Source organism: Pseudomonas sp. Soil_N_39 (genome assembly GCF_057655955.1).
Window position 1 is genome coordinate 68028 of the sequence record NZ_JBDGLI010000009.1, and the last position, 25168, is coordinate 93195.

The following is a 25168-nucleotide window of genomic DNA, read 5'->3' on the forward strand; positions in this document are numbered from 1 at the left end:
CAGACAGACCGCGTTGTCTTCATCGCGGGCAAGCCTTGCTCCCACAGGGCCTCGCCACAACATGTTGCAACTCAAGTTAATAACCCAGGCATTAAAAAGGGCTCCTCGAAGGAGCCCCCTGGGCCGTAGCCCGCCGCCCGGATGGGACGTGCGTGGTTAAATCGATATGGGTTTCAAATTGTCGAGTTCTTGAGTATTAAGCCCTGTGTCAGCCGACGGCGTGAAGTTCGTTGAGTCTATGGATACCCGCAGTGCCGGTCATACCGTCCCAGTTGTCGCCGCGTCCTTCTCGCCAGCCATTGATCCAGGCTTGACGTACCGACGGTAGAGTAAAGGGGCAAAGCTCACGGGATTTACCACCAACGCCATATTGGTAACCACGTAAAAATGCTCTTTCCAACGGATCACGCTTAAGTCTTCTCATAGGGTGTTGCCCTCACTTGTTGACTGTTACTTAGCGTCGACCTCTATCGAGGCCGGGGCAGAATCATTCTGCCGTTGGTGGCTCGTTGCCGGCGTGACGAGCCGAGGTGTTGACGCCGTTGCGACGTCAACCTGTGTTGAGTTCTAACCAAAGCGTCACAGGGATGGAATGATCGTTTTGTCATAAGCACGTAACAATAAAGATGTTAGGGCGATAAGTAACTTCATGTTCATTGACCGCTTTTGAGCAAGACCCCTGTATGATCGGCCCTGCGCCAAAGGGGACGGCCTTTCCTTGAATGAGAATGTCCCCCTGTTGCACTCAGGTACTATTCGACGAAAGGGTCGAGTTTTCACAATTTGTTGCACAGAATTTTTTACCTGCCTTCGCATCAAAGCTCCTTTAACCTGAGCGGCGAGGGCGGCACGGCACACATTCGTGCCACGCGGGTGCTCTTGAGAAAAGCACCTGACTGAACCCGGCCCGGCAATGCGTTGCCCGGTCCACTTAGCCAAAGGCTCTGGAAACCCCATGTCCGATCGTTTCGAACTCTTCCTCACCTGCCCCAAGGGCCTCGAAGGCCTGCTGATCGAGGAAGCCGTCGGGCTTGGCCTTGAAGAGGCGCGCGAGCACACCTCGGCCGTGCGCGGCATGGCCGACATGGAAACGGCTTATCGCCTGTGCCTGTGGTCGCGCCTGGCCAACCGCGTGTTGCTGGTGCTCAAGCGCTTCCCGATGAAGGATGCCGAAGACCTGTACCACGGTGTGCTGGATGTCGACTGGCAAGACCATATGCTGGCCGATGGCACCTTGGCAGTGGAGTTCAGCGGTCATGGTTCGGGCATCGACAACACCCACTTCGGCGCCTTGAAGGTCAAGGATGCCATCGTCGACAAGCTGCGCACGCCATCGGGCGAGCGGCCGTCCATCGACAAGCTCAATCCGGACCTGCGCATCCACCTGCGCCTGGACCGTGGCGAAGCGATCCTCTCCCTCGACCTTTCCGGCCACAGCCTGCACCAGCGCGGTTATCGCCTGCAGCAAGGCGCCGCGCCGCTGAAGGAAAACCTCGCCGCCGCGATCCTGATCCGCGCCGGTTGGCCGCGCATTGCCGCTGAAGGCGGGGCGCTGGCCGACCCAATGTGCGGTGTCGGCACGTTCCTGGTGGAAGCCGGCATGATCGCCGCCGACATGGCGCCGAACCTGCGTCGCCAGCAGTGGGGCTTCACCGCCTGGCTCGGCCACGTGCCGGCGTTGTGGAAGAAGCTCCACGAAGAGGCCAGCGAACGCGCCGCCGCCGGGCTGGCCAAGCCGCCGTTGTGGATTCGCGGCTACGAAGCCGACCCACGGCTCATCCAACCGGGCCGCAACAACGTCGAGCGGGCGGGCCTGAGCGAGTGGATCAAGATTTATCAGGGCGAAGTTGCCACCTTCGAACCGCGTCCGGATCAGAACCAGAAAGGCCTGGTGATCTGCAACCCGCCGTACGGCGAGCGTCTGGGCGACGAAGCCAGCCTGCTTTATCTCTACCAGAACCTGGGCGAGCGCCTGCGCCAGGCGTGCCTGAACTGGGAGGCGGCGGTGTTTACCGGTGCGCCGGACCTGGGCAAGCGCATGGGGATTCGCAGTCACAAGCAGTATTCGTTCTGGAACGGCGCCTTGCCGTGCAAGTTGTTGCTGATCAAGGTCCTGCCGGACCAGTTCGTCACTGGCGAGCGACGTACTCCGGAGCAACGCCAGGCCGAGCGCGAACAGGCCGCCTATGATCAAGCCCCCGAAGTACCGCAAGAGCGCCAGTACAACAAGAACGGTAACCCGATCAAACCGGCGCCGGCGCCGGCCCCGGTGGTCGAGCAGGCGCGGTTGAGCGAAGGCGGGCAGATGTTCGCCAATCGCCTGCAAAAGAACCTCAAGTTGCTGAGTAAATGGGCCAAGCGTGAAGGTGTGGACTGCTACCGGGTCTACGATGCTGACATGCCGGAATACTCCATGGCCATCGACCTGTACCACGACTGGGTTCACGTCCAGGAATACGTCGCGCCGAAATCCATCGACCCGGAAAAGGCCTCGGCCCGTTTGTTCGACGCCCTGGCGGCGATTCCCCAGGCGCTGAACGTCGACAAGAGCCGGGTGGTGATCAAGCGTCGCGAGCGTCAGAGCGGCACCAAGCAGTACGAGCGCCAGAGCGCCCAGGGCAAGTTCACCGAGGTCAACGAAGGCGGCGTGAAGCTGTTGGTCAACCTCACCGACTACCTGGACACCGGGCTGTTTCTCGATCATCGGCCGATGCGCCTGCGGATCCAGAAAGAGGCAGCCGGCAAGCGGTTCCTCAACCTGTTCTGCTACACGGCGACCGCCAGCGTCCACGCGGCCAAGGGCGGTGCCCGGAGCACCACCAGTGTCGACTTGTCGAAAACCTACCTGGACTGGGCGCGACGCAACTTGTCGCTCAATGGTTTTTCCGACAAGAACCGCCTGGAGCAGGGTGACGTGATGGCATGGCTGGAAGCCAGTCGTGACGAGTACGACCTGATCTTCATCGACCCGCCGACCTTCTCCAACTCCAAGCGCATGGAAGGCGTGTTTGACGTGCAGCGCGATCACGTGCAGTTGCTGGACCTGGCCATGGCGCGCCTGGCCCCGGGCGGTGTGCTGTATTTCTCCAACAACTTCCGCAAGTTCCAACTCGAGGACAACCTCGGCGAGCGCTATGCGGTGGAAGAAATCACCGCCAAGACGATTGATCCGGATTTCGCCCGCAACGGCAAGATCCACCGTGCCTGGAAAATCATGGCGCGTTGACTGGGCCTGATTGGATCCACGAAGCCTTGTAATTCAGGGCTTCTAGCCTCGTTTGGGGCTGGCTAAAGTGATGGCGAATAGCTATAACTTAGGCTGTGTCCAGGGTTGTATCTATGCCTGGTCCCTTTGCGGGTTGTGTTTATGGCATTGCATCAGGTGCGCCCCAGAATCCTGGGCTTTATCAGCGAAGATGTGTCGGCCTGGCTGGTGGCTTCGCTGGTGCTGCTGGCCGGTACCTTCCTGACCGGCGTGTTGAGCTGGGCGATGACGAACCTGTTCAATCAGCAATTGCGCCAGCGCTTCGAGTTGCACGTTGAGGAACGCTTCAGCCGCATCGAGGAACAATTCCAGGACGAGGAGCTACTCCTCGGCAGCCTCGGGCGCTTCTTTGCCAACTCCGAAGACGTTTCCAACCAAGAATTCCGTGGCTACGCCGACGCGCTGTTGCGCCGTACCCGGGCCTTCGTCTGGGCGCCCAGGGTACTTCGCGACGAACGGCAAGCGTTCGAACAGCAGGTGCAGGCCGAAGGAGCCGCTCAATTTGCGATCCGCGAGGCGGATGGCAACGGTGGCCTGCGGCAGGCCGCCGAACGGGACGAGTACGTTCCGGTGCTCTACATCCAGAGCCGGACTCCCTACGGTGCACCGCTGGGCCTGGATCTGCTTTCCGAACCCTTGCGCCGTGCCACCCTCCAGCGGGCTCGCCAGCGCGGCGGGCTGGTGGCCTCGCAACCGCTGGACTTGATGGACGGCGACCCGGTGTCTACCCACGGAATATTGCTGGTCGCGCCAGTCATCAGGGAATCGGCCAATGAACCGTTCGGCTACGTGGTGGCGGCTATCAGTATGTCGCAACTGGTGGGCGACGGACTGCCGGCGTCCAGTCACGACAATCTGTCGATGCGGGTCGTGGACCTGTCTGCCGAAAACGGTGCGCAGACGCTGTTCGAATCCCGCAACCAGCCGGGCCAGAGCGATTTGTCGGCGACCCGCCTGTTACGTCTGGCCGATCACGACTATCGGGTGGAGTTACGGCCCAGCCGGGTATTCCTGTCGACCAATCATTCTTCGGTCACCAGCCTGGTGATACTCGGCGGCTTGCTCAGCCTGCTGCTCAGCGCCTTGCTCTATGTGCTGGTCAGCCAGCGGCAGCGGGCCTTGAAACTGGTCGAGCAACGCACCCGTGAACTGCGCGCCCGGGAGCAGGAGCTGCGCGGTACTCATGGCCAATTGCGCGGCGTGCTGGATGCCGCGACCCAGGTCGCGATCATCGCCACGGACCTGCGCGGGGTCATCACCACCTTCAACGTCGGCGCCGAACAGATGCTCGGCTACCCGAGTTGCGAGGTGCTGCAAAGCATGACCCTGGAGAGCTTGCATGTGCCGCGCGAACTCCAGGCTCGGGCCGCCCAGCTTGGCGCGCGTTTTGGCAAACCGATTCCCACCTGCCACGCGATGTTGCTCGAGGGCGGCGAACAGGGTGGACAACAGGCGCGGGAATGGACGCTGGTGCGTCGCGATGGTAGCCATCTGACCGTGAACATGCTGGCTACACCGATGCTCGATGACCAGGGGTTGTGGGTCGGGCACCTGGCGATCTGCATCGACATCACCGAACGCAAGCGCGTTCACGAAGCGCTGGCGGCCCGTGATCTGTTGCTGAAAAAGCTCAGCGCCCACGTGCCCGGGGGGATTTACCAGTTCAAGATGGATTTCAATGATCGCTTCAGCGTGATCTATGCCAGCGACGGTATTCGTGACATCTATGAGCTGGAACCCGACGTACTGGTGCAGAACGCCGAGGCTATTTTCTCGCGTATTCACCCGTTGGACAGCACCCGCGTCCGTGCTTCGATTCGTGCTTCGGCCCATACCTTGAGCCCGTGGCGGGAAGAGTACCGGGTGCAATTGCCTTTACGCGGCCTGCGCTGGGTGCGCGGCGAGGCCACACCCGAGGAGTTGCCCGGCGGTGGGGTGTTGTGGCACGGCTACATCTCGGATATTTCCGACTTGAAACGGGTGGAAGAAGAACTACGGGCCTTGTCCGTGACCGACGCTTTGACCGGCATTCGCAACCGTCGTTATTTCCAGGAGCGGCTGACCTCGGAGATGGTCCGGGTTGAGCGCGGTTCGGGGGGGCTGGCGGTCATCATGCTCGACATCGACCACTTCAAGCGCATCAACGACCAGCACGGCCATGCGGTGGGCGACCGGGTGTTGCAGGCGGTCTGCCAGCGCATCGCCCAACGGTTGCGCCGCACCGATGTGTTCTGTCGGTTGGGTGGGGAAGAGTTCGTGGTGCTGTGTCCGGACACTGACAGTGACAGCGCCTACTCTCTGGCGCTGGAGCTGTGGGAAGGCTTGCGGGCTGCGCCCATCGACGATGTGGGCGTTGTCACCGCCAGCTTCGGCATCGCCACTTGGCGTGCCGGGGAGGGCGCCGATGCGCTGCTGCTCAGGGCCGATTCAGGCGTGTACGCGGCCAAGCAGGCCGGGCGGGACCGGGTCGAGACGCAGTTGGGTTAGCCATTTTGGCCGGGTCTGGGGGCGAAAGGTGTGGGAGCGGGCTTGCTCGCGAATGCGGTGTAACATTCAAGCATTGCATTGGCTGACACGCCGCCTTCGCGAGCAAGCCCGCTCCCACAGTTGATCTTCAGTGGGCAAAAAATCTGTGCTCGACACAAATCCCCTGTGGGAGCGAGCTTGCTCGCGATAGCGTCAGGCCAGCCACATCCCCATCAACTGACCGACCGAATCGCGAGCAAGCTCGCTCCCACACTTGATCTTCAGTGGGCCCAACATTCGTGTTCGACACAGATCCACTGTGGGAGCGAGCTTGCTCGCGATAGCGGTATGTCATTCAGCATCGATGTTTGCTGACCGACCGCATCGCGAGCAGGCTCGCTCCCACATTTGTACCTCTGATCACCACTGAATCTGTGGTGAGTCGGGGGTCAGAGCACCGAAGCCGTCTGTGGCAGTTTCGGCTGGCGGTACAGGTCCAGCAACACCTGGTCCAGCACTGACGAAGCGCCCCATGGCTTCGGATCGTTGAGGATCGCCACCACCGCCCAGGTGTTGCCATTGATGTCGCGGCTGTAGCCGGCGATGGCGCGGACGGTGTTCAGGGTCCCGGTCTTGACGTGGGCCTCGCCGGCCATGGCGGTGGTCTTCAGGCGCCTGCGCATGGTGCCGTCGGTGCCGGCAATTGGCATCGAACTGATGAACTCCGCCGAATACGGGCTGCGCCAGGCGGCTTGCAGCATCGCGGCCATTTCCCGGGCGCTGACCCGCTCGGCGCGGGACAGGCCGGAGCCGTTCTCCATTACCAAGTGCGGTGCGGTGATGCCTTTCTTGGCCAGCCACTGGCGCACCACCCGTTGCGCGGCCTTGGCGTCATCGCCGTCGGCTTCGTTACGGAACTGCGCGCCGAGGCTCAGGAACAGTTGCTGGGCCATGGTGTTGTTACTGTATTTGTTGATGTCGCGGATGATCTCCGCCAGGTCCGGAGAGAATGCCCGGGCCAGCACCTTGGCGTTGCTCGGGGTAGCGGCCAGGCGGTCCTTGCCCTGGATGCTGCCGCCCAGTTCCTTCCAGATCGCCCGCACGGCGCCAGCGGTGTAGGTGGCATGGTCCAGCAGCGACAGGTAGGTCTGGGAGCTGCAACCGTCACCGAGCTGGCCGCCGACGGTCACCGTCACGCTGCCGTCCGCCTGTGGCACCGGGTTGTAGCGCACGCCGCCGGCGCATTGTTTGGAATTGACCGCCTTGACCTGATTTTCGATGCGGATGCTGGCAATCGGCGGTTCCACCGACACCAGGACCCGGCCGCCGTCGTTGCGGGCGACGAAGCGCAGGGCCTTGAGGTTGACCAGCAACGAGTCGGGCTTGACCAGGAATGGCTTGTTTTCGTCGTTGCCGTCGTCGTTGAATTCGGGCAGTTGCGGCTGGATGAAGAAACTGCGGTCCAGGACCAGGTCGCCGGTGATCTGCTGCACGCCGTTGGCCCGCAGGTCGCGCATCAGCAACCAGAGTTTTTCCATGTTCAGCTTGGGATCGCCGCCGCCCTTGAGGTATAGGTTGCCGTTGAGGATCCCGCCGCTGAGGGTGCCGTCGGTGTAGAACTCGGTTTTCCACTGGTGATTGGGGCCGAGCATTTCCAGGGCCGCGTAGGTGGTCACCAGTTTCATCGTGGAAGCGGGGTTGACCGAGACGTCGGCGTTGTACAAGGTCGGGGTGCCGGGACCATTGAGCGGCACCATCACCAGGGACAGGGCGTCGTTCTGCAGCTTGCTGGCCTTGAGGGCCTTTTGCACGTTGGGCGACAGGGCAGTGTTGATCGTGGCGGCGTGGGCGGTGACAGGGAGGGCCAGGGGAAGAAGAAGGCTGGCCAGAAGCAGTGGACGCAAAGATTTGATCATTTGAAATAGAACCCTACGGGCGAGGGGGAAAAAACGAGGACATGAAAATGAACGTCCTCAACGGTCATGAAAGTGTCGGCATTATGCCCCAAGCCGCAACGGCTTGGGCCGTGCCTGAGCCCTTCGGCTGCTATTTTTTACCGACGGTAGGCCGATACGCCCCGATCAGTCGGGCAATCGACGAGCCAAACTGGTAAAGTGCCGGCCGTTATTACTTATGAGGATTGTTCCAATGGCGACTAACCGTTCCCAGCGTCTGCGCAAAAAACTGTGCGTGGATGAATTTCAAGAGCTGGGTTTCGAACTGAACCTGGATTTCAAAGAAGATCTGGCCGATGAGGCTATTGACGCTTTCCTCGACGCTTTCCTGAAAGAAGCCATGGAAGCCAATGGCCTGGGCTACGTCGGCGGCGACGACTACGGTCTGGTTTGCCTGCAGAAGCGTGGCTCGGTCACCGAAGAGCAGCGTGCTGCCGTTGAAGCCTGGCTCAAGGCGCGTCCTGAGCTGACCAGCGTGGAAGTCAGCCCGCTGATGGACGTCTGGTACCCGGAAAAGCCGATCAATCCGGTCGCTTGATGTTCAAAAACCGGCAGCCCGTTTGGGCGCCGGTTTTTTTGTGCCTGTCTGTTGGGTAGGTGTTGTCCTTCAGGTCGCCATCGCGAGCAAGCTCGCTCCCACAGTGGTGATGTGAACGACACAAATTCCCTGTGGGAGCGAGCTTGCTCGCGATGCTCTTAAAAGCTGTCAGGCGTTGCGCCAGTTCAGGATGAGCAAGGTCAACACCCCCGCCACAATCCCCCAGAACGCCGAACCGATGGAGAACAGCGTCATCCCCGACGCCGTGACCATGAAGGTGATCAGCGCCGCTTCCCGTTCCTTCACTTCGCTCATGGCGATGCTCAACCCATTGATGATCGAGCCGAACAGCGCCAGCGCGGCGATGGACAGCACCAGTTCCTTGGGCAGCGCCGCGAACAACGCCGCCAGCGTCGCGCCGAACACCCCGGCGATCCCGTAGAAAATCCCGCACCAGACCGCCGCCGTGTAGCGTTTGTTGCGATCTTCGTGGGCGTGGGGGCCGGTGCAGATGGCCGCGCTGATGGCCGCCAGGTTGATGCCATGGGAGCCGAACGGCGCCAGCAGCAGCGAGGCGATGCCGGTGCTGGTGATCAGCGGCGAGGCCGGCACGGTGTAACCGTCGGCCCGCAACACGGCGATGCCAGGCATGTTCTGAGAGGTCATCGCCACCACGAACAGCGGGATGCCGATGCTGATGGTGGCCGCCAGGGAAAAGTGCGGCGTGGTCCAGACCGGCGTCGCGACTTCCAGGGCAAAGCCGCTGAAGTCCAACAGCCCCAGCAGGCCCGACAGCGCCGTACCGATCAAGAGTGCCGCCAATACCGCGTAGCGCGGCGACAGGCGCTTGACGATCAGGTAGGTGAAAAACATCCCCAGCACCAGGCCGGTGCGATGCTGGGTGGCGACGAAGATCTCGCTGCCGATCTTGAACAGGATGCCCGCCAGCAACGCCGCCGCCAGCGAGGCCGGAATGCGCTTGACCAAACGCTCGAAACTGCCGGTCAGGCCGCAGATCGTCACCAGGACTGCACAGGTGATATAGGCGCCGATGGCCTCGCCGTAACTCACACCGCCCAGGCTGGTGATCAGCAGCGCCGCGCCGGGTGTCGACCAGGCGATGGTGATCGGCGTGCGATAGCGCAGCGACAGCCCGATGGTGCATACCGCCATGCCGATGGAAATCGCCCAGATCCACGAGGAAATCTGCCCGCTGGTGAGCCCTGCCGCCTGTCCGGCCTGGAACATCAGCACCAGGGAGCTGGTGTAGCCGGTCATCATGGCGATGAACCCGGCGACGATGGCCGAAGGCGAGGTGTCGGCCAATGGACGAAGTGGTGTGGTCGTGACTTCGGTCATGGTGGGCGGTGTTCCTTGTTGTAGGTTATGCGTCTGTGGGAGCAAGGCTTGCCCGCGATGAGAACGCCTCGATTCCAAGGCATTACGTCAGCTTTATCGCGGGCAAGCCTTGCTCCCACAGGTGTCACAGAATTGTGGGTTTAAGCCTAAACTCAACCCTGTGAGCGATTGCAATACAGCCATGCCCGCAAACAGCCGTACAGTCGTGTTGCCATCAGAGGTTGTGTACAATCGAGCTGTTTTTTACGCGATACTTGCCAGCGACCCGCTGTGCCGTATTACAGTCACGGTCAATTCGCCGCAGTTCTCCCGACTCGAGTGCCCATGAACGAACAGTTGCAGCCCCTCAAGAAACAACCGCGAGCTGGTAAAGCCGGCCGCAGCGGAACCCAGGACGATATTGTCTATGCGCATATCTTCGAGGCCATCCTCGAACAACGCCTGGCGCCCGGTACCAAGTTGAGCGAAGAGGCGCTGGGGGAAATTTTCGGGGTCAGCCGCACGATCATCCGCCGGGCGTTGTCACGCCTGGCCCACGAAGGCGTGGTGTTGCTGCGGCCCAATCGCGGTGCCGTGGTGGCGAGCCCGAGTGTCGAAGAGGCCCGCCAGGTGTTCATGGCCCGGCGCCTGGTGGAGAGGGCGATCACCGAGTTGGCGGTGCAGCACGCTACCGCCGAACAACTGGCTGAGCTGCGGCAGATGGTCAGCGACGAGCGCGACAGTTTTTCCCGCGGTGACCGCGGTGCCGGCATCCGTCTGTCGGGCGAGTTCCACCTCAAGCTGGCCGAAGCGGCGAAGAACGCCCCGCTGATCAGTTTCCAGCGCAGCCTCGTGTCCCAGACGTCGCTGATCATCGCCCAGTACGAAAGCGGCAACCGGTCCCACTGTTCCTACGACGAACACACGCAGTTGATCGACGCCATCGAGGCGCGCGATGCGACATTGGCGGTGGACCTGATGATGCATCACATGGACCACATCGACAGCAAGCTCAACCTCGACGAAGAAAGCGCGTCGGATGACTTGCACGCGGTGTTCTCGCATTTGTTGCAGAGCAAGAAACCGGGGCGGTCGACGGCCAAGCTTTGATGGGTTGAATCAGTCGTGCCGCCAATCGCGAGCAAGCTCGCTCCCACAAGGGGTATGTGAACGACACAAATCCACTGTGGGAGCGAGCTTGCTCGCGATGGCAATCCAACAGACGCTGAAATCTAGCGCTGATGCACCAACCGACCCGCCGCATAAGTCTGCGCCACCGTCCGATCATCCCCCAGCGTCATCAACACGAACAACCGCTCGGCAATGTCCTTGGCCTGCTTGAGGCGATAGCTCAATAGCGGCGTGGCGTTGTAGTCCAATATCAGGAAATCCGCGTCCGTCCCCGGCTGCAACGTCCCGATCTTGTCCTCCAGGCGCAGGGCCCGGGCGCCGCCGAGGGTGGCCAGGTACAGCGACTTGAACGGGCTCAGCCGTGCGCCCTGCAGCTGCATCACCTTGTAGGCTTCGTTCAGGGTTTGCAGCAGCGAAAAACTGGTGCCGCCACCCACGTCTGTGCCCAGTCCTACGTTCACCTTGTGCTTCTCGGCCATCGGCAGGTTGAACAGGCCGCTGCCAAGGAAAAAGTTCGAGGTCGGGCAGAAGGCAATGGCCGAACCGGTCTCGGCCAGGCGCGCGCATTCGTCATCGCACAGGTGCACGCCGTGGGCGAACACCGAGCGCTCGCCGAGCAGTTGGTAGTGATCGTAGACGTCCAGGTAGCCCTTGCGCTCCGGGAACAGTTCCTTGACCCACTGCACTTCTTGCAGGTTCTCACTGATGTGAGTCTGCATGTACAAGTCGGGGTATTCCCCCAGCAACTGACCGGCCAGGGCCAGTTGTTCCGGGGTGCTGGTGGGGGCGAAACGCGGGGTCACGGCGTAGTGCAGCCGGCCCTTGCCGTGCCAGCGCTCGATCAGCGCCTTGCTCTCGGTGTAGCTGGATTCGGCAGTGTCGGTCAGGTAGTCCGGGGCGTTGCGGTCCATCATCACCTTGCCGGCGATCATCCGCAGGTCGAGCTTCTGGGCCACTTCGAAAAACGCATTCACCGACTGCGGATGCACGCTGCCGAACACCAGCGCGGTGGTGGTGCCGTTGCGCAGCAGTTCCTTGACGAAAATATCCGCCACCGCCTCGGCATGGGCCTTGTCGGCGAACTGGCTCTCGCAGGGGAAGGTGTAGGTGTTGAGCCAGTCCAGCAATTGCTCGCCATAGGCGCCGACCATGCCGGTTTGCGGCAGGTGGATGTGGGTGTCGATCAAACCCGGCGTGATCAGCGCGTCCGGGTAGTGGGCGATTTCGATATCCGCCGCCAGGGTGGGCAGCAGGTCGTGGGCGTGGCCGATGGCGCTGATCTGGCCGTTTTCCACCACCAGCAAACCGTCTTCGAAATATTCATAGGACGCCTCGATACCGACTTCGGCCGGGTCGGCGAGGCTGTGGAGCAGGGCGGCGCGGTAGGCTTTGCGTGTCAGGGGCATGGGAGTTCTCAACGAGTGTTCAACGGTTCGCCTGGCTGCGGCGCGAAGCCGGCAGCAGCTTGGCAATCGGTTCGGCGCGCACGGTGTGCTGGCCGAAATCGGCGTTATAGGTGGCGATGATTTCGCCGGCGATGGAGATGGCGATTTCCACAGGCAGCTTGCCTTTGACTTCGCCGATGCCCATCGGGCAACGCATGCGTTGCAAGGTGCTGCTGTCGAAACCACGATCGCGCAGGCGATGTTCGAACTTGACCCGCTTGGTTTTCGAGCCGATCACGCCGAAGTAGGCGAAGTCGTTGCGCTTGAGGATCGCGGCGCTCAGTTCCAGGTCGAGCTGGTGGTTGTGGGTCATGACGATGCAGTAGCTGCCGGCGGGCAATTCGTCGACTTCATCCAGTGGCTCTTCGGTGACGATCTTGTGCACGCCGTGGGGCAGGTGTTCGGGGAACTCCGCTTCCCGCGAGTCGATCCAGCGCACCTTGCAGGGCAGGCTCGCCAGCAGCGGCACCAGGGCGCGGCCGACATGGCCGGCGCCGAACACGGCGATCTGCGCCTGGACCTGGCCCATGGGTTCAAACAGCAACACGGTGACGCCGCCGCAGCACTGGCCCAGGCTCGCACCGAGGCTGAAGCGCTCCAGATGGGTGTTCTGCTGGCCGCTGGCAAGCATGTTCCGGGCGATTTCCATGGCCTTGTATTCCAGGTGCCCGCCACCGATGGTGTCGAATGTCTGGCTGGCGCTGATGACCATCTTCGAACCGGCGTTGCGCGGGGTGGAGCCGAGCTCTTCGATAATCGTCACCAGCACGCAGGGTTCGCCGCGGGTTTGCAGGTCGGCGAGGGCGCTGATCCAGTTGTACATATTCACCTCGACATCTCTGTTGTCTGTTCGGGCCTCATCGCGAGCAAGCTCGCTCCCGCATTGGGTCGGTATTCACAAATCCCCTGTGGGAGCGAGCTTGCTCGCGATGGCCGCGCCGCGGTCTAGAGCGAAGCCACTTCGGCTTCAGCCTTCTCGGCCTTGAGCGCTTTTAGCCCCCGCATCTGCTCACACCCCCACAACACCCGCTCCGGTGTCGCTGGCGCATCGATGTTCGGTTGGTGCCGGTAATCCCCCAGGCTCGCCACGGCGTCCTTGATGGCGCACCACGCGGCGATGCCGAGCATGAACGGCGGTTCGCCCACGGCCTTGGAGTGAAACACGGTGTCTTCGGGGTTCTTGCGGTTTTCCACCAGCTTGACCCGCAGATCCAGGGGCATGTCGGCTACGGCGGGGATCTTGTAGCTGGCCGGACCGTTGGTCATCAGCTTGCCCTTGTCGTTCCACACCAGCTCTTCCATGGTCAGCCAGCCCATGCCCTGGATGAAGCCGCCCTCGACCTGGCCGATGTCGATGGCCGGGTTCAGCGAGGCACCGACGTCGTGGAGGATGTCGGTGCGCAGCATCTTGTACTCGCCGGTGAGGGTGTCGACGATCACCTCGGCACAGGCCGCGCCATAGGCGTAGTAATAGAACGGCCGGCCACGGGCCTGGCTGCGGTCGTAGTAGATTTTCGGGGTCTTGTAGAAGCCGGTGCTCGACAGCGAGACCTGGGCGAAATACGCCTGCTGAACCAGGGCCTCGAACGTCAGGATGTGATCGCGCACCCGCACATGGCCGTTGTGGAATTCCACGTCTTCTTCGCTGACCTTGTACTGCCGCGCAGCGAACTCCACCAGGCGCCGCTTGATGGTTTCGGCGGCATTCTGTGCCGCCTTGCCGTTCAGGTCGGCGCCGCTGGAGGCCGCGGTGGGCGAGGTATTCGGCACCTTGTCGGTGTTGGTCGCGGTGATCTGCACGCGGTCCATTTCCACCTGGAACACCTCGGCCACCACCTGAGCGACCTTGGTGTTCAGGCCCTGGCCCATTTCGGTGCCGCCGTGGTTGAGGTGGATGCTGCCGTCGGTGTAGACATGGATCAAGGCGCCGGCCTGGTTGAGGAAGCTGGCGGTGAACGAAATGCCGAATTTCACCGGTGTCAGCGCCAGGCCTTTTTTCAGGATCGGGCTGCCTGCGTTGTAGCGACGGATCGCTTCACGGCGCTCGGTGTACTGGCTACTTTGTTCAAGCTCGGCGGTCATTTCCTCGAGCATGTTGTGCTCGACGGTCTGGTAGTAATGGGTGACGTTGCGTTCGGTCTTGCCGTAATAGTTGGCCTTGCGCACTGCCAGCGGATCGAGCCCCAGATGCCGGGCAATGGCATCCATCACCTCTTCGATGGCGACCATGCCTTGGGGGCCGCCGAAACCCCGGTAAGCGGTGTTAGACGCGGTGTTGGTCTTGCAGCGGTGGCCGTTGATGGTCGCATTGCCCAGGTAATAGGCGTTGTCGGCGTGGAACATCGCCCGGTCGACAATCGAGGCCGACAAGTCCGGCGAGCAACCGCAGTTGCCGGCCAGTTCCAAGGCGATGCCTTGCAGGCGTCCGGTGCTGTCGAAACCCACGTCGTATTCGATGTAGAAGGGATGGCGCTTGCCGGTCATCAGCATGTCTTCCACGCGGGGCAGGCGCATCTTGGTTGGCTGACCAGTGAGGTGTGCGATGACCGCACACAGGCACGCGGGGCTGGCGGCCTGGGTTTCCTTGCCGCCAAAGCCGCCGCCCATGCGGCGCATGTCCACCACGACCTTGTTCATCGACACGCCCAGCACCTCGGCCACCAGTTTCTGCACTTCGGTGGGGTTCTGGGTCGAGCAGTAGACGATCATGCCGCCGTCTTCGGTGGGCATCACCGAGGAAATCTGGGTTTCCAGGTAAAAATGCTCCTGGCCGCCGATGTGCAGCGAGCCTTGAATGCGATGTTCGGCGCTTGCCAGCGCTGTGGTCGAATCGCCGCGCTGGTGGGTGTGGCTGTCGAGCACGAAATGCCGCTTGCGCAAGGCCTCAACCACGTCCAGCACCGGTTCCAGGTCTTCGTATTCGATGATTGCGGCCATGGCCGCCTTGCGTGCCGTCTCAAGATCCTTGGCGGCGACGGCCAGCACCGGTTGGCCGACGAACTGCACATCATCGATGGCCAGCAGCGGGTCGCCGGGCAACAGCGGGCCGATGTCCTTCAGCCCCGGGATGTCTGCATGGGTAATGGCGATGCGCACGCCTTCGAAGGCGTAGCAGAGCGCGGTATCGATGCGGATGATCCGGGCGTGGGCGCGGTCCGAAAGCCGGGCATAGACGTGCAACTGGTTCGGGAATTCCAGGCGGTCATCGATGTACTGCGCCTCGCCGGACACATGCTTGGCGGCGCTGTCATGCTTGACGCTGCGGCCCACGCCAGTGGTGAGGTCGCGGGCGAACAGTTCGGCCAGTTCGGCTTGGGTCTTCTCTACGGCGTGATGGTTAGACATAAGCGGTCACCCGAGTCTCGATGTGCGGCGTTTGCAGTTCGATGAAGTATTTGCGCAACAGGTTGCGGGCACTGAGCAGACGGTATTCCTTGCTGGCGCGGAAATCCGACAGCGGTGTGAAGTCCTCGGCCAGGGCGATACAGGCGCGTTCGACGGTGCTGTCGGTCCACGGCGCACCGATCAAGACGGCTTCACAATGCTTGGCGCGTTTCGGTGTGGCGGCCATGCCGCCGAAGGCCACGCGGGCATCGCGGACCACGCCGTTGTCGATGCGCAGGTTGAACGCCGCGCACACCGCGGAAATATCATCGTCCAGACGCTTGGACACCTTGTAGGCGCGGAACGCCTGTTCGGCACTGGCCCGGGGCACGATGACTTTTTCGATGAATTCGCTTTCCTGGCGGGCGGTGACCCGGTAGTCGATGAAATAGTCTTCCAGGGCCAGGGTGCGACGGGTCTGGCCCTTGCACAGCACAATCTGCGCACCGAGGGCGATCAGCAGGGGCGGCGAGTCGCCAATCGGCGAGGCATTGCCGATGTTGCCGCCCAGGGTGCCCTGGTTGCGGATTTGCAGCGAGGCAAAGCGTTGCAGCAATTCGCCAAAGTCCGGGTATTCGGCTTTCAGGGCCCCGTAGCAATCGGACAGCGCCGTGGCGGCGCCGATCTCCAGGCGATCGTCAAAGCGTTCGACACGCTTGAGTTCGGCGACGTTGCCCACGTAGATCATCACCGGCAGGGTGCGGTGGAACTGGGTGACTTCCAGGGCCAGGTCGGTGCCGCCGGCCAACAGGCGCGCCTGGGGATAAGCGTCGTAGAGGTCGGCCAGGTCGGCCACGGTCAGTGGCACCAGGCAGCGTTTGTCGCCGCTGTTGAGCTCGCCAGTCTCGGTCGGGGCGATGGCTTTGAGGCGGGCGATGGTCTCGGCCTCGCGGGCGTCGAACTGGTCCGCTGGCTTGTCACAGCAGGCCTGCTCGGCGGCGGCCAGGATCGGCCGATAGCCGGTGCAACGGCACAGGTTGCCGGCCAGGGCTTCGTGGGCCTGGTGGGCGTCGGGTCGTTCGCTGTTTTTTTGCAGGGCGAACAGCGACATGACGAAGCCCGGTGTGCAGAAGCCGCACTGCGAACCGTGGCAATCGACCATGGCTTGCTGGACGCTGTGCAATTGGCCCTGGTGCTTGAGGTCTTCGACGCTGATCAGTTGCTTGCCGTGCAGGGACGAGACGAAGGTCAGGCACGAATTGAGGCTGCGGTAGCGAATGCGTTCGCGGCCATTCGCGTCCGTTTCTAATTCGCCCACCACCACGGTGCACGCACCACAGTCGCCACTAGCGCAGCCTTCCTTGGTGCCTGGTTTACCAACGTGTTCGCGCAAATAGTTGAGCACGGTCAGGTTCGGGTCCAGGGCGTGCTCGCTACGGAGTTCCTGGTTGAGTAAAAACTGGATCACGGAAGGCCTCGCAGACTCATTATTGTTGTATCGACGTGAGCCTGAATTTATCAGGTCTGACTTTTCGGTCAACGATTTTCTGACTTAAGGGTCAAGAAAATCCGTCTAGTCGATAAACAACCATCTATGGACACTGTAGAACCCTGTTGGAGCAGAGCTTGCTCGCGATGACGGCGGTACATTCAGTATGGATGCAAGCTGACAGACCGCTATCGCGAGCAAGCTCGCTCCCACAGGTTCTTCCACAGGTTTGGTTTCAAGGTGAAGGCTCAAACTTTTTTGCTTGAATCGTGCCAAAAACCCGCTACAGGCCCTGCGCCATGACGTATTGAGTGCGCTACACTGCGCCGCTTGTGCAAATCGAAGAGTTTGAAGGACAACCATGACGTTCAAGGCCCCGGACAGCCTCGCCGAGCAAATCGCCCATCACCTCGCCGAACGCATCATTCGCGGCGAAATGAAACCGGGAGAGCGCATCCAGGAGCAGAAGGTCACGCTGGCGCTCAACGTCAGCCGCGGCTCGGTCCGCGAGGCCTTGCTGATCCTGGAGCGACGCCATTTGATCGCGATCCTGCCGCGCCGTGGCGCCCACGTCACCGAACTCACCGAGCACAAGGTGCGCAGCCTCTGCGCGTTGATGAGCGAGCTGTACATCCTGCTGGGCAACGCCGTGGCCCATGGTTGGAAAGAACAGGCCGACATGGCGCCGTTCGTGGCGATCCAGCAGCGTCTCAAGGACGCCTACGCACGCCAGGACATTCGCACTTTCGTCGATGAAAGCTTCAGCGTGATGCGCGCCGCCTATCCGTTTGCCAACAACCCGTACCTGCAGGAAACCGTCGAGAACCTGCAACCGGCCATGAGCCGCGCCTATTTCCTGGCCCTGGAGCAGCGCAAGGCGGAAATGAGCGAATTCCTCGACCTGTTCCAGCGCCTGCTCGCCGCCGTGCTGGCCCGTGATTTGCCGCAGATCCGCATCGTGCTCACGGCTTACGCCCAGCGCAGTTGCGATCTGGTGGTTGCTGCCCTGACGGCGGCCTGACGTGCGGCTCAAGTGCATCAAGTTGGCGGGGTTCAAATCCTTCGTCGACCCGACCACGGTGAACTTCCCCAGTAACATGGCGGCGGTGGTCGGGCCCAATGGTTGCGGCAAGTCGAACATCATCGACGCCGTGCGCTGGGTGATGGGCGAAAGTTCGGCCAAGAACCTGCGCGGCGAGTCGATGACCGACGTCATCTTCAACGGCTCCACCAGTCGCAAGCCGGTGAGCCAGGCGAGCATCGAGCTGGTGTTCGATAACTCCGACGGCACCCTGGTGGGCGAATACGCGGCCTATGCGGAAATCTCCATTCGTCGCAAAGTGACCCGCGACAGCCAGAACAGCTATTTCCTCAACGGTACCAAGTGCCGGCGTCGCGACATCACCGACATTTTCCTCGGCACCGGCCTGGGCCCGCGCAGCTACTCGATCATCGAACAGGGCATGATCTCCAAGCTGATCGAAGCCAAGCCCGAAGACCTGCGCAATTTCATCGAAGAAGCCGCCGGTATTTCCAAATACAAGGAGCGACGGCGCGAGACCGAAAACCGCATTCGTCGCACTCACGAAAACCTGGCACGCCTGACCGATCTGCGCGAAGAACTCGAACGCCAGCTTGAACGTCTGCACCGTCAGGCCGAGGCCGCGAAAAAGTACCAGGAATACAAGGGCGAGGAGCGCCAGCTCAAGGCCCAACTGTCGGCCCTGCGCTGGCAGGCGTTGAACGAGCAGGTCGGCCAGCGTGAGGCGATCATCGGCAACCAGGAAGTCAGCTTCGAAGCCCTGGTGGCCGAGCAGCGTAATGCAGACGCCGCCATCGAGCGCCTGCGCGACGGCCACCATGATCTGTCCGAGCGCTTCAATCTGGTGCAAGGGCGCTTCTATTCCGTGGGGGGTGACATCGCCCGGGTCGAGCAGAGCATCCAGCATGGGCAGCAACGGCTGCGGCAGTTGCAGGATGATTTGAAGGAAGCCGAGCGGGCGCGCCTGGAAACCGAATCCCACCTGGGCCACGACCGCACCCTGCTGTTGACCCTCGGCGAAGAGCTGGACAGGCTGACGCCGGAGCAGGAAATCACCAGCGCCGCCGCCGAAGAGGCTGCCGCGGCCTTGGAAGAAGCCGAACTGACCATGCATGGCTGGCAAGAGCAGTGGGATAGTTTCAACCTGACCTCGGCCGAGCCGCGGCGTCAGGCTGAAGTCCAGCAGTCGCGCATCCAGCAGTTGGAAAGCAGCATGGAGCGCCTGGCCGAACGTCAGCGCCGCTTGTCCGAAGAACGCGCGTTGCTCGCGGCTGACCCGGAAGACGCCGCGATCCTGGAACTGAGCGAGCAGCTGGCGACCAGCGAAGCCACCCTCGAAGACCTGCAGGCCAGCGAAGACGCCCAAGTCGAACGCCTTGAGCAACTGCGCCAGGCCTTGCAATTGGCCTTGCAGAACCAGCAGCAGGGCCAGGGTGAGTTGCAGCGGCTCAATGGGCGCCTGGCTTCGCTGGAGGCCTTGCAGCAAGCGGCGCTGGATCCGGGCACTGGCGCCGCCGAATGGCTGCGCGACCAGCACTTGGCCGAGCGTCCGCGACTGGCCGAGGGCCTGAAGGTCGATGCCGGTTGGGAGCTGGCGGTGGAAACCGTGCTGGGGGCCGACCTGCAAGCGGTGCTGGTGGATGACTTCGGCGGCTTCGACCTGTCGGGCTTCACCCAGGGCGATCTGCGTCTGCTCAGCCCGGCCGGCGACGGCGTGCGAATCCCCGGCAGCTTGCTGGACAAGGTCGAGGCCCAGGTCGACCTGTCGCCCTGGCTCGGGCAGGTCAAACCGGTGGACAGCCTTGAACAGGCCTTGGCCCTGCGTGGGCAATTGGCGGCCGGCGAAAGCCTGATCAGTCGTGACGGGTATTGGGTTGGCCGGCATTTCCTGCGGGTGCGCCGGGCCAGCGAAGCCGAAAGCGGCATGCTCGCCCGCGGCCAGGAAATTCAGCGCCTGGGCGCCGAGCGCGAAGAGCGTGAGGCCAGCGTCGAAGCCCTGGAAACCGAATTGCAAAACCTGCGGGCGCAACAGCGTCAGCAGGAGAACGGCCGCGAGCACCTGCGGCGGCTGTTGCAGGATGAAGCGCGCCAGCAAGGCGAGCTCAAGGCGCAGTTGTCGGCCGGCAAGGCCAAGGTTGAACAACTGGCGCTGCGCCGCACCCGCCTCGATGAAGAGATCGCCGAACTGGGCGAGCAGCGGGCGCTGGAGCACGAACAGATCGGCGAGGCGCGCTTGCAACTGCAAGAAGCCCTCGATGCCATGGCGCTGGACACCGAGCAGCGCGAGTTGCTGCTGGCCCAGCGTGACAGCTTGCGTGAGCGCCTGGACCGGGTGCGCCAGGAAGCGCGCCAGCACAAGGACCATGCCCATCAGTTGGCGGTGCGCCTGGGCTCGCTCAAGGCCCAGCACGATTCCACGCGCCAGGCCTTGGAACGGCTGGAAATGCAGTCCGAGCGCCTGACCGAAAAACGCGAGCAGTTAAGCCTCAATCTGGAGGAGGGCGAGGCGCCGCTGGAAGAGCTGCGTCTCAAGCTCGAGGAGTTGCTCGACAAGCGCATGAGCGTCGACGAAGAACTCAAGACCGCGCAGATCGCCTTGGAGGACGCCGACCGCGAACTGCGCGACGCCGAAAAGCGCCGCAGCCAGGCCGAGCAGCAATCCCAACTGATCCGCGGCCAGATGGAACAGCAACGCATGGAGTGGCAAGCCCTGACGGTGCGGCGCAAAGCCTTGCAGGACCAGTTGCTGGAAGACGGCTACGACCTCGATGGCGTGCTCGCCACGCTGGTGGCCGGAGCGAACGAGAAGGATGCCGAGGAAGAACTGGAACGCATTGCCCAGCGCATCCAGCGCCTGGGGGCAATCAACCTGGCGGCCATCGACGAGTACCAGCAGCAGTCCGAGCGCAAGCGCTACCTGGACGCCCAGAACGATGATCTGGTGGAAGCGCTGGAGACCCTGGAAAACGTCATCCGCAAGATCGACAAGGAAACCCGCAACCGCTTCAAGGATACCTTTGATCAGATCAACGGCGGTTTGCAGGCACTTTTTCCAAAAGTTTTCGGTGGTGGCAGCGCCTACTTGGAACTGACGGGCGAAGATTTACTCGATACAGGGGTGACAATCATGGCGCGTCCTCCTGGCAAGAAGAACAGCACCATCCATTTGCTCTCCGGCGGCGAAAAGGCGCTGACAGCGCTGGCCCTGGTCTTTGCCATTTTCAAATTGAACCCGGCGCCGTTCTGCATGCTCGACGAAGTCGACGCGCCATTGGACGACGCCAACGTAGGCCGTTACGCACGGCTGGTGAAGGAGATGTCTGAAACGGTGCAGTTCATCTACATCACCCACAACAAGATCGCCATGGAAATGGCCGATCAGTTGATGGGGGTGACCATGCACGAGCCGGGCTGTTCGCGACTGGTGGCGGTGGATGTGGAGGAGGCCATGGCTCTGGTGGATGCCTGAAGAACCGGTTGTAGGGCTTCTGCTTCGAACGCTGTAGGTATTTTTTACCCTGGTGGCTGATGTTCAATTCACAGATTGGGCACAAGCCTATGCGACAGACGGTGTAAAGTTATCTTTGGTCGTGCTAGTTTAATGTCAATTTTTCGTATGCGTGGGCAAAACGCCATTCAGAACATAGAGTTGGCGCCACGTTTTAAAGCGGTTTGCAAATAGCTAAGCCCCTTATTTTTCAGCATTTTTATAGAGGCACGGGATTACATGGAAATCGGTCTGCGCGAGTGGCTGATCGTCATCGGCATCATTGTCATTGCCGGTATTCTTTTCGACGGCTGGCGTCGCATGCGCGGCGGCAAGGGGAAACTGAAGTTTCGCCTGGATCGCAGCCTGTCGAACCTGCCCGATGAGGATGACAGCGCCGAACTGCTGGGCCCGCCGCGGGTGCTGGACACCCACAAGGAGCCGCAGCTGGATGAACACGACTTGCCGTCGATGAGCGCGCCTGCCCGTGAGCCACGGGAGACAGGTTCCAAGCGCGGCAAGCGCAACAGCGAGCCGTCCCAGGGTGATTTGAACCTGAACCTCGACTTGGATGGCGGGCCGAGCTTCAGCAGTCGCGACGGCGACTTCCCGGACGAGAGCAAGACCCCGAGCGTCGACAAGGACCAGGCCCAGGCTGAAGAAGTGCTGGTGATCAGCGTCATCTGCCGCGACCCGGCCGGCTTCAAGGGCCCGGCGTTGCTGCAGAACATCCTCGAAAGCGGCCTGCGTTTCGGCGAGATGGACATTTTTCACCGTCACGAAAGCATGGCCGGCAACGGCGAGGTGCTGTTCTCCATGGCCAACGCGGTCAAGCCCGGTGTGTTCGATCTGGACGACATCGATCATTTCAGCACGCCGGCGGTGAGCTTCTTCCTCGGCCTGCCTGGCCCGCGTCATCCCAAACAGGCCTTCGACGTGATGGTGGCCGCGGCTCGCAAGCTGTCCCAGGAGCTCAATGGCGAACTGAAGGATGACCAGCGCAGCGTGCTGACCGCCCAGACCATCGAGCATTACCGCCAGCGCATCGTCGAATTCGAGCGCCGGGCACTGACGCAGAAGCGCTAAAGTCGCCAGAGTCTTTATGGCTAGGGCTTTTTGTGGCGAGGGAGCTTGCTCCCGCTGGGGGCGAAGCCCCCCCAAAAAAGTCTTGAAAAAATGAGCAGCCCAGGCTGCTCTTTTGCTTTATGAGAGAACACCCCATGAATGCCGTCGAATCCCGCATCCAACAGCTGCGCACCGAGCTGGACCAGCACAACTACCGTTACCACGTCCTCGATGAACCGAGCATCCCGGACGCCGAGTACGACCGTCTGTTCCACGAGCTCAAGGCCCTGGAAGAGCAGCACCCGGAACTGGTCACCAGCGATTCCCCGACCCAGCGGGTCGGCAGCGTGGCGCTGTCGGCGTTCAGCCAGGTGCGCCATGAGATCCCGATGCTCAGCCTGGGCAACGCCTTCGATGAAACCACCATGCGTGAATTCGACCGCCGGGTGACGGAAGGTCTCGACCTGCCCATGGGCGATTTGCTGGGTGGTGGCGCGGCGGTGGAATACAGCTGCGAGCCGAAGCTCGATGGCCTGGCGGTCAGCCTGTTGTATCAGGACGGCATGCTGGTGCGTGGTGCCACCCGCGGTGACGGCACCACGGGCGAGGACATCAGCGTCAATGTGCGCACCGTGCGCAACATTCCCCTCAAGTTGCAAGGCACTGGTTGGCCACCGCTGCTGGAAGTGCGCGGCGAGGTGTACATGTCCAAGGCCGGCTTCGAGCGTCTCAACGCCACGCAGTTGGAGGTGGGCGGCAAGACGTTTGCCAACCCGCGCAACGCGGCGGCCGGCAGCCTGCGTCAGCTCGATTCCAGGATCACGGCCAACCGTCCCCTGGAGTTCTGTTGCTACGGCATCGGCCAGGTGACGTCGGACATCGCCGACACCCATATCGGCAATCTCAAGCAACTCAAGGCCTGGGGCATGCCCATCAGCCGTGAGTTGAAGCTGGCCCACGGCATCGATGAATGCCTGGATTACTACCGTGACATCGGCGAGCGACGCAACGCGCTGCCCTACGAGATCGACGGTGTGGTGTTCAAGGTCAACAGCATCGCCTCGCAGCGCGAGCTCGGTTTCCGCGCTCGGGAACCGCGTTGGGCCATCGCCCACAAGTTTCCCGCCACTGAAGAACTCACCGAGTTGCTCGACGTCGAGTTCCAGGTCGGCCGCACGGGGGCGGTGACCCCTGTGGCCCGTCTCAAACCGGTAAAAGTCGCTGGCGTGACCGTGGCCAACGCCACCTTGCACAACATGGACGAAGTGGCGCGCCTGGGCGTGATGATCGGCGACACGGTGATCATCCGTCGCGCCGGGGATGTGATCCCGCAGGTGGTGCAGGTCGTCACCGAGCGCCGCCCGGAAAACGCCCGCCCGGTGGAAGTACCCCAGCAATGCCCGGTCTGCGGCTCCCACGTCGAGCGCACGCAATTGATCAAACGCAGCAAGGGCCGTGAAACCGTCAGCGAAGGTGCGGTGTACCGCTGCGTTGGTCGCCTGGCCTGTGGCGCGCAGCTCAAGCAGGCGATTATCCATTTCGTCTCGCGTCGGGCCATGGACATCGAAGGCCTGGGCGAGAAGAGCGTCGAGCAACTGGTGGATGAGGGGTTGGTGGGTTCGCCTGCCGATCTGTATGCCCTGACCTTCGAACAGGTGGTCGACCTGGAAGGTTTCGCCGAACTGTCGAGCAAGAACCTGCTGGCCGCCATCGTCGACAGCAAAAAACCGAGCCTGGCGCGTTTCATCTATGCCCTTGGCATCCCGGACGTGGGCGAGGAGACCGCCAAGGTCCTGGCCCGCTCCCTCGGTTCGCTGGAGCGCGTGCAGGCGGCGTTGCCCCAGGTGCTCACGTACTTGCCTGACGTCGGCCTGGAAGTCGCCCACGAGATCCACAGCTTCTTCGAAGACCCGCACAATCGCCAGGTGATCAAGGACCTGCTGCGTCACGGTCTCGAGATCCAGGATCAGGGCGAGTTGGGCGCCGAGTTCTCCGCCAGCACTACCTTGGGCGGCTTTCTCGACAAGCTGCACATTCCTTCGGTCGGACCGGGCGGGGCGCAGAAACTGGCGGACAAGTTCGGCTCCCTCGAAGGGGTGATGAGCGCCGACTGGCTGGACATGCGCCAGGCGCTGCCGGAAAAGCAGGCCAACGCCGTACGCGAGTTTTTCGCCATTGCTGCCAACCGTCAGCAGGCCGAAGCAGCGGAACAACAGTTGCGCGATTTCGGTATGCATTGGCAAAGCGAGAGGAAAGTCGTCGAAGGCTTGCCCGAAGCAGGGCACACCTGGGTGCTGACCGGTTCGCTGGAGCTGATGAGTCGCGACGTTGCCAAGGACAAGCTGGAGAGCCTGGGGGCGAAGGTCGCCGGTTCCGTGTCGGCGAAAACCCATTGTGTGGTGGCCGGGCCGGGGGCGGGTTCGAAACTGACCAAGGCCAATGAGCTGGGGCTCAAGGTGCTGGATGAACAAGCCTTTGTCGATTTCCTGACAGGGCATGGCGTCGCACTCTGAGGGTGCTCGGCTTTTTGTGGCGAGGGAGCTTGCTCCCGCTGGGTGGCGCAGCCGCCCCAATCGGGGCGACCCAATCCTCCTGGTGGACCGCATTGGCCGGTTTTGCGACG

At 62.1% G+C, this 25168-nt stretch carries 15 protein-coding genes; 8 read left to right on the forward strand and 7 right to left on the reverse strand.

Going from position 1 to position 25168, the window contains the following annotated elements; all coding sequences use genetic code 11:
• Positions 1-208: 208 nt before the first annotated feature.
• Complete coding sequence (gene rmf, locus AC3A5O_RS14915; RefSeq protein WP_003223300.1) at positions 209-424, reverse strand: ribosome modulation factor; 216 nt, start codon at positions 422-424, stop codon at positions 209-211.
• 531 nt (positions 425-955) lie between these two features.
• On the opposite strand from rmf, the gene rlmKL reads away from it, so the two are divergent.
• Positions 956-3226: a bifunctional 23S rRNA (guanine(2069)-N(7))-methyltransferase RlmK/23S rRNA (guanine(2445)-N(2))-methyltransferase RlmL gene (rlmKL, locus tag AC3A5O_RS14920; RefSeq protein WP_122567895.1), complete on the forward strand. Its 2271-nt coding sequence runs from the start codon at positions 956-958 to the stop codon at positions 3224-3226.
• Between the two features lie 141 nt (positions 3227-3367).
• Positions 3368-5752: a sensor domain-containing diguanylate cyclase gene (locus AC3A5O_RS14925; RefSeq protein ID WP_487753368.1), complete on the forward strand. Its 2385-nt coding sequence runs from the start codon at positions 3368-3370 to the stop codon at positions 5750-5752.
• 428 nt (positions 5753-6180) lie between these two features.
• Here the strand turns inward: AC3A5O_RS14925 and dacB are convergent, their stop codons facing one another.
• A complete protein-coding gene (gene dacB / locus AC3A5O_RS14930; protein ID WP_305470351.1) occupies positions 6181-7647 on the reverse strand; it encodes a D-alanyl-D-alanine carboxypeptidase/D-alanyl-D-alanine endopeptidase in 1467 nt (488 codons plus the stop codon).
• Between the two features lie 232 nt (positions 7648-7879).
• Between dacB and AC3A5O_RS14935 the strand changes: the two genes are divergently transcribed.
• A complete protein-coding gene (locus tag AC3A5O_RS14935) occupies positions 7880-8224 on the forward strand; it encodes a YggL family protein (RefSeq protein ID WP_072407906.1) in 345 nt (114 codons plus the stop codon).
• A gap of 168 nt (positions 8225-8392) precedes the next feature.
• On the opposite strand, the gene AC3A5O_RS14940 is transcribed toward AC3A5O_RS14935, so the two are convergent.
• Positions 8393-9583 carry a benzoate/H(+) symporter BenE family transporter gene (locus tag AC3A5O_RS14940; protein WP_122567898.1) on the reverse strand — a complete coding sequence of 397 codons (1191 nt, stop codon included), beginning with the start codon at positions 9581-9583 and terminating at the stop codon, positions 8393-8395.
• 324 nt (positions 9584-9907) lie between these two features.
• On the opposite strand from AC3A5O_RS14940, the gene AC3A5O_RS14945 reads away from it, so the two are divergent.
• Positions 9908-10672: a GntR family transcriptional regulator gene (locus AC3A5O_RS14945; RefSeq protein ID WP_003183531.1), complete on the forward strand. Its 765-nt coding sequence runs from the start codon at positions 9908-9910 to the stop codon at positions 10670-10672.
• 122 nt (positions 10673-10794) lie between these two features.
• Here AC3A5O_RS14945 and guaD read toward each other — a convergent pair whose 3' ends face one another.
• From guaD to xdhA, 4 genes are all read right to left on the reverse strand, one after another.
• On the reverse strand, positions 10795-12099 hold the full coding sequence (guaD, locus tag AC3A5O_RS14950) for a guanine deaminase (RefSeq protein ID WP_487753369.1): 1305 nt from the start codon (positions 12097-12099) through the stop codon (positions 10795-10797).
• Positions 12100-12118: 19 nt separating this feature from the next.
• Positions 12119-12961: a xanthine dehydrogenase accessory protein XdhC gene (gene xdhC, locus AC3A5O_RS14955; protein WP_487753370.1), complete on the reverse strand. Its 843-nt coding sequence runs from the start codon at positions 12959-12961 to the stop codon at positions 12119-12121.
• Positions 12962-13083: 122 nt separating this feature from the next.
• On the reverse strand, positions 13084-15483 hold the full coding sequence (xdhB, locus tag AC3A5O_RS14960) for a xanthine dehydrogenase molybdopterin binding subunit (RefSeq protein ID WP_487753371.1): 2400 nt from the start codon (positions 15481-15483) through the stop codon (positions 13084-13086).
• Entirely contained in the window at positions 15476-16930 is a 1455-nt protein-coding gene (xdhA, locus tag AC3A5O_RS14965) for a xanthine dehydrogenase small subunit (protein WP_487753372.1), read from the reverse strand. Before xdhA ends, xdhB begins: the two co-directional genes overlap by 8 nt.
• Positions 16931-17312: 382 nt before the next feature.
• Between xdhA and AC3A5O_RS14970 the strand changes: the two genes are divergently transcribed.
• From AC3A5O_RS14970 to ligA, 4 genes are all read left to right on the forward strand, one after another.
• Complete coding sequence (locus AC3A5O_RS14970) at positions 17313-17972, forward strand: GntR family transcriptional regulator (protein WP_122567904.1); 660 nt, start codon at positions 17313-17315, stop codon at positions 17970-17972.
• Between the two features lies 1 nt (position 17973).
• Positions 17974-21462: a chromosome segregation protein SMC gene (smc, locus tag AC3A5O_RS14975; RefSeq protein ID WP_460079400.1), complete on the forward strand. Its 3489-nt coding sequence runs from the start codon at positions 17974-17976 to the stop codon at positions 21460-21462.
• A 258-nt stretch (positions 21463-21720) separates the two neighbouring features.
• Positions 21721-22566, forward strand: a complete 846-nt coding sequence (zipA, locus tag AC3A5O_RS14980; protein ID WP_122567906.1) for a cell division protein ZipA — start codon at positions 21721-21723, stop codon at positions 22564-22566.
• Positions 22567-22700: 134 nt separating this feature from the next.
• Positions 22701-25058, forward strand: a complete 2358-nt coding sequence (gene ligA / locus AC3A5O_RS14985; RefSeq protein ID WP_305483069.1) for an NAD-dependent DNA ligase LigA — start codon at positions 22701-22703, stop codon at positions 25056-25058.
• The last annotated feature ends 110 nt before the right edge of the window (positions 25059-25168 follow it).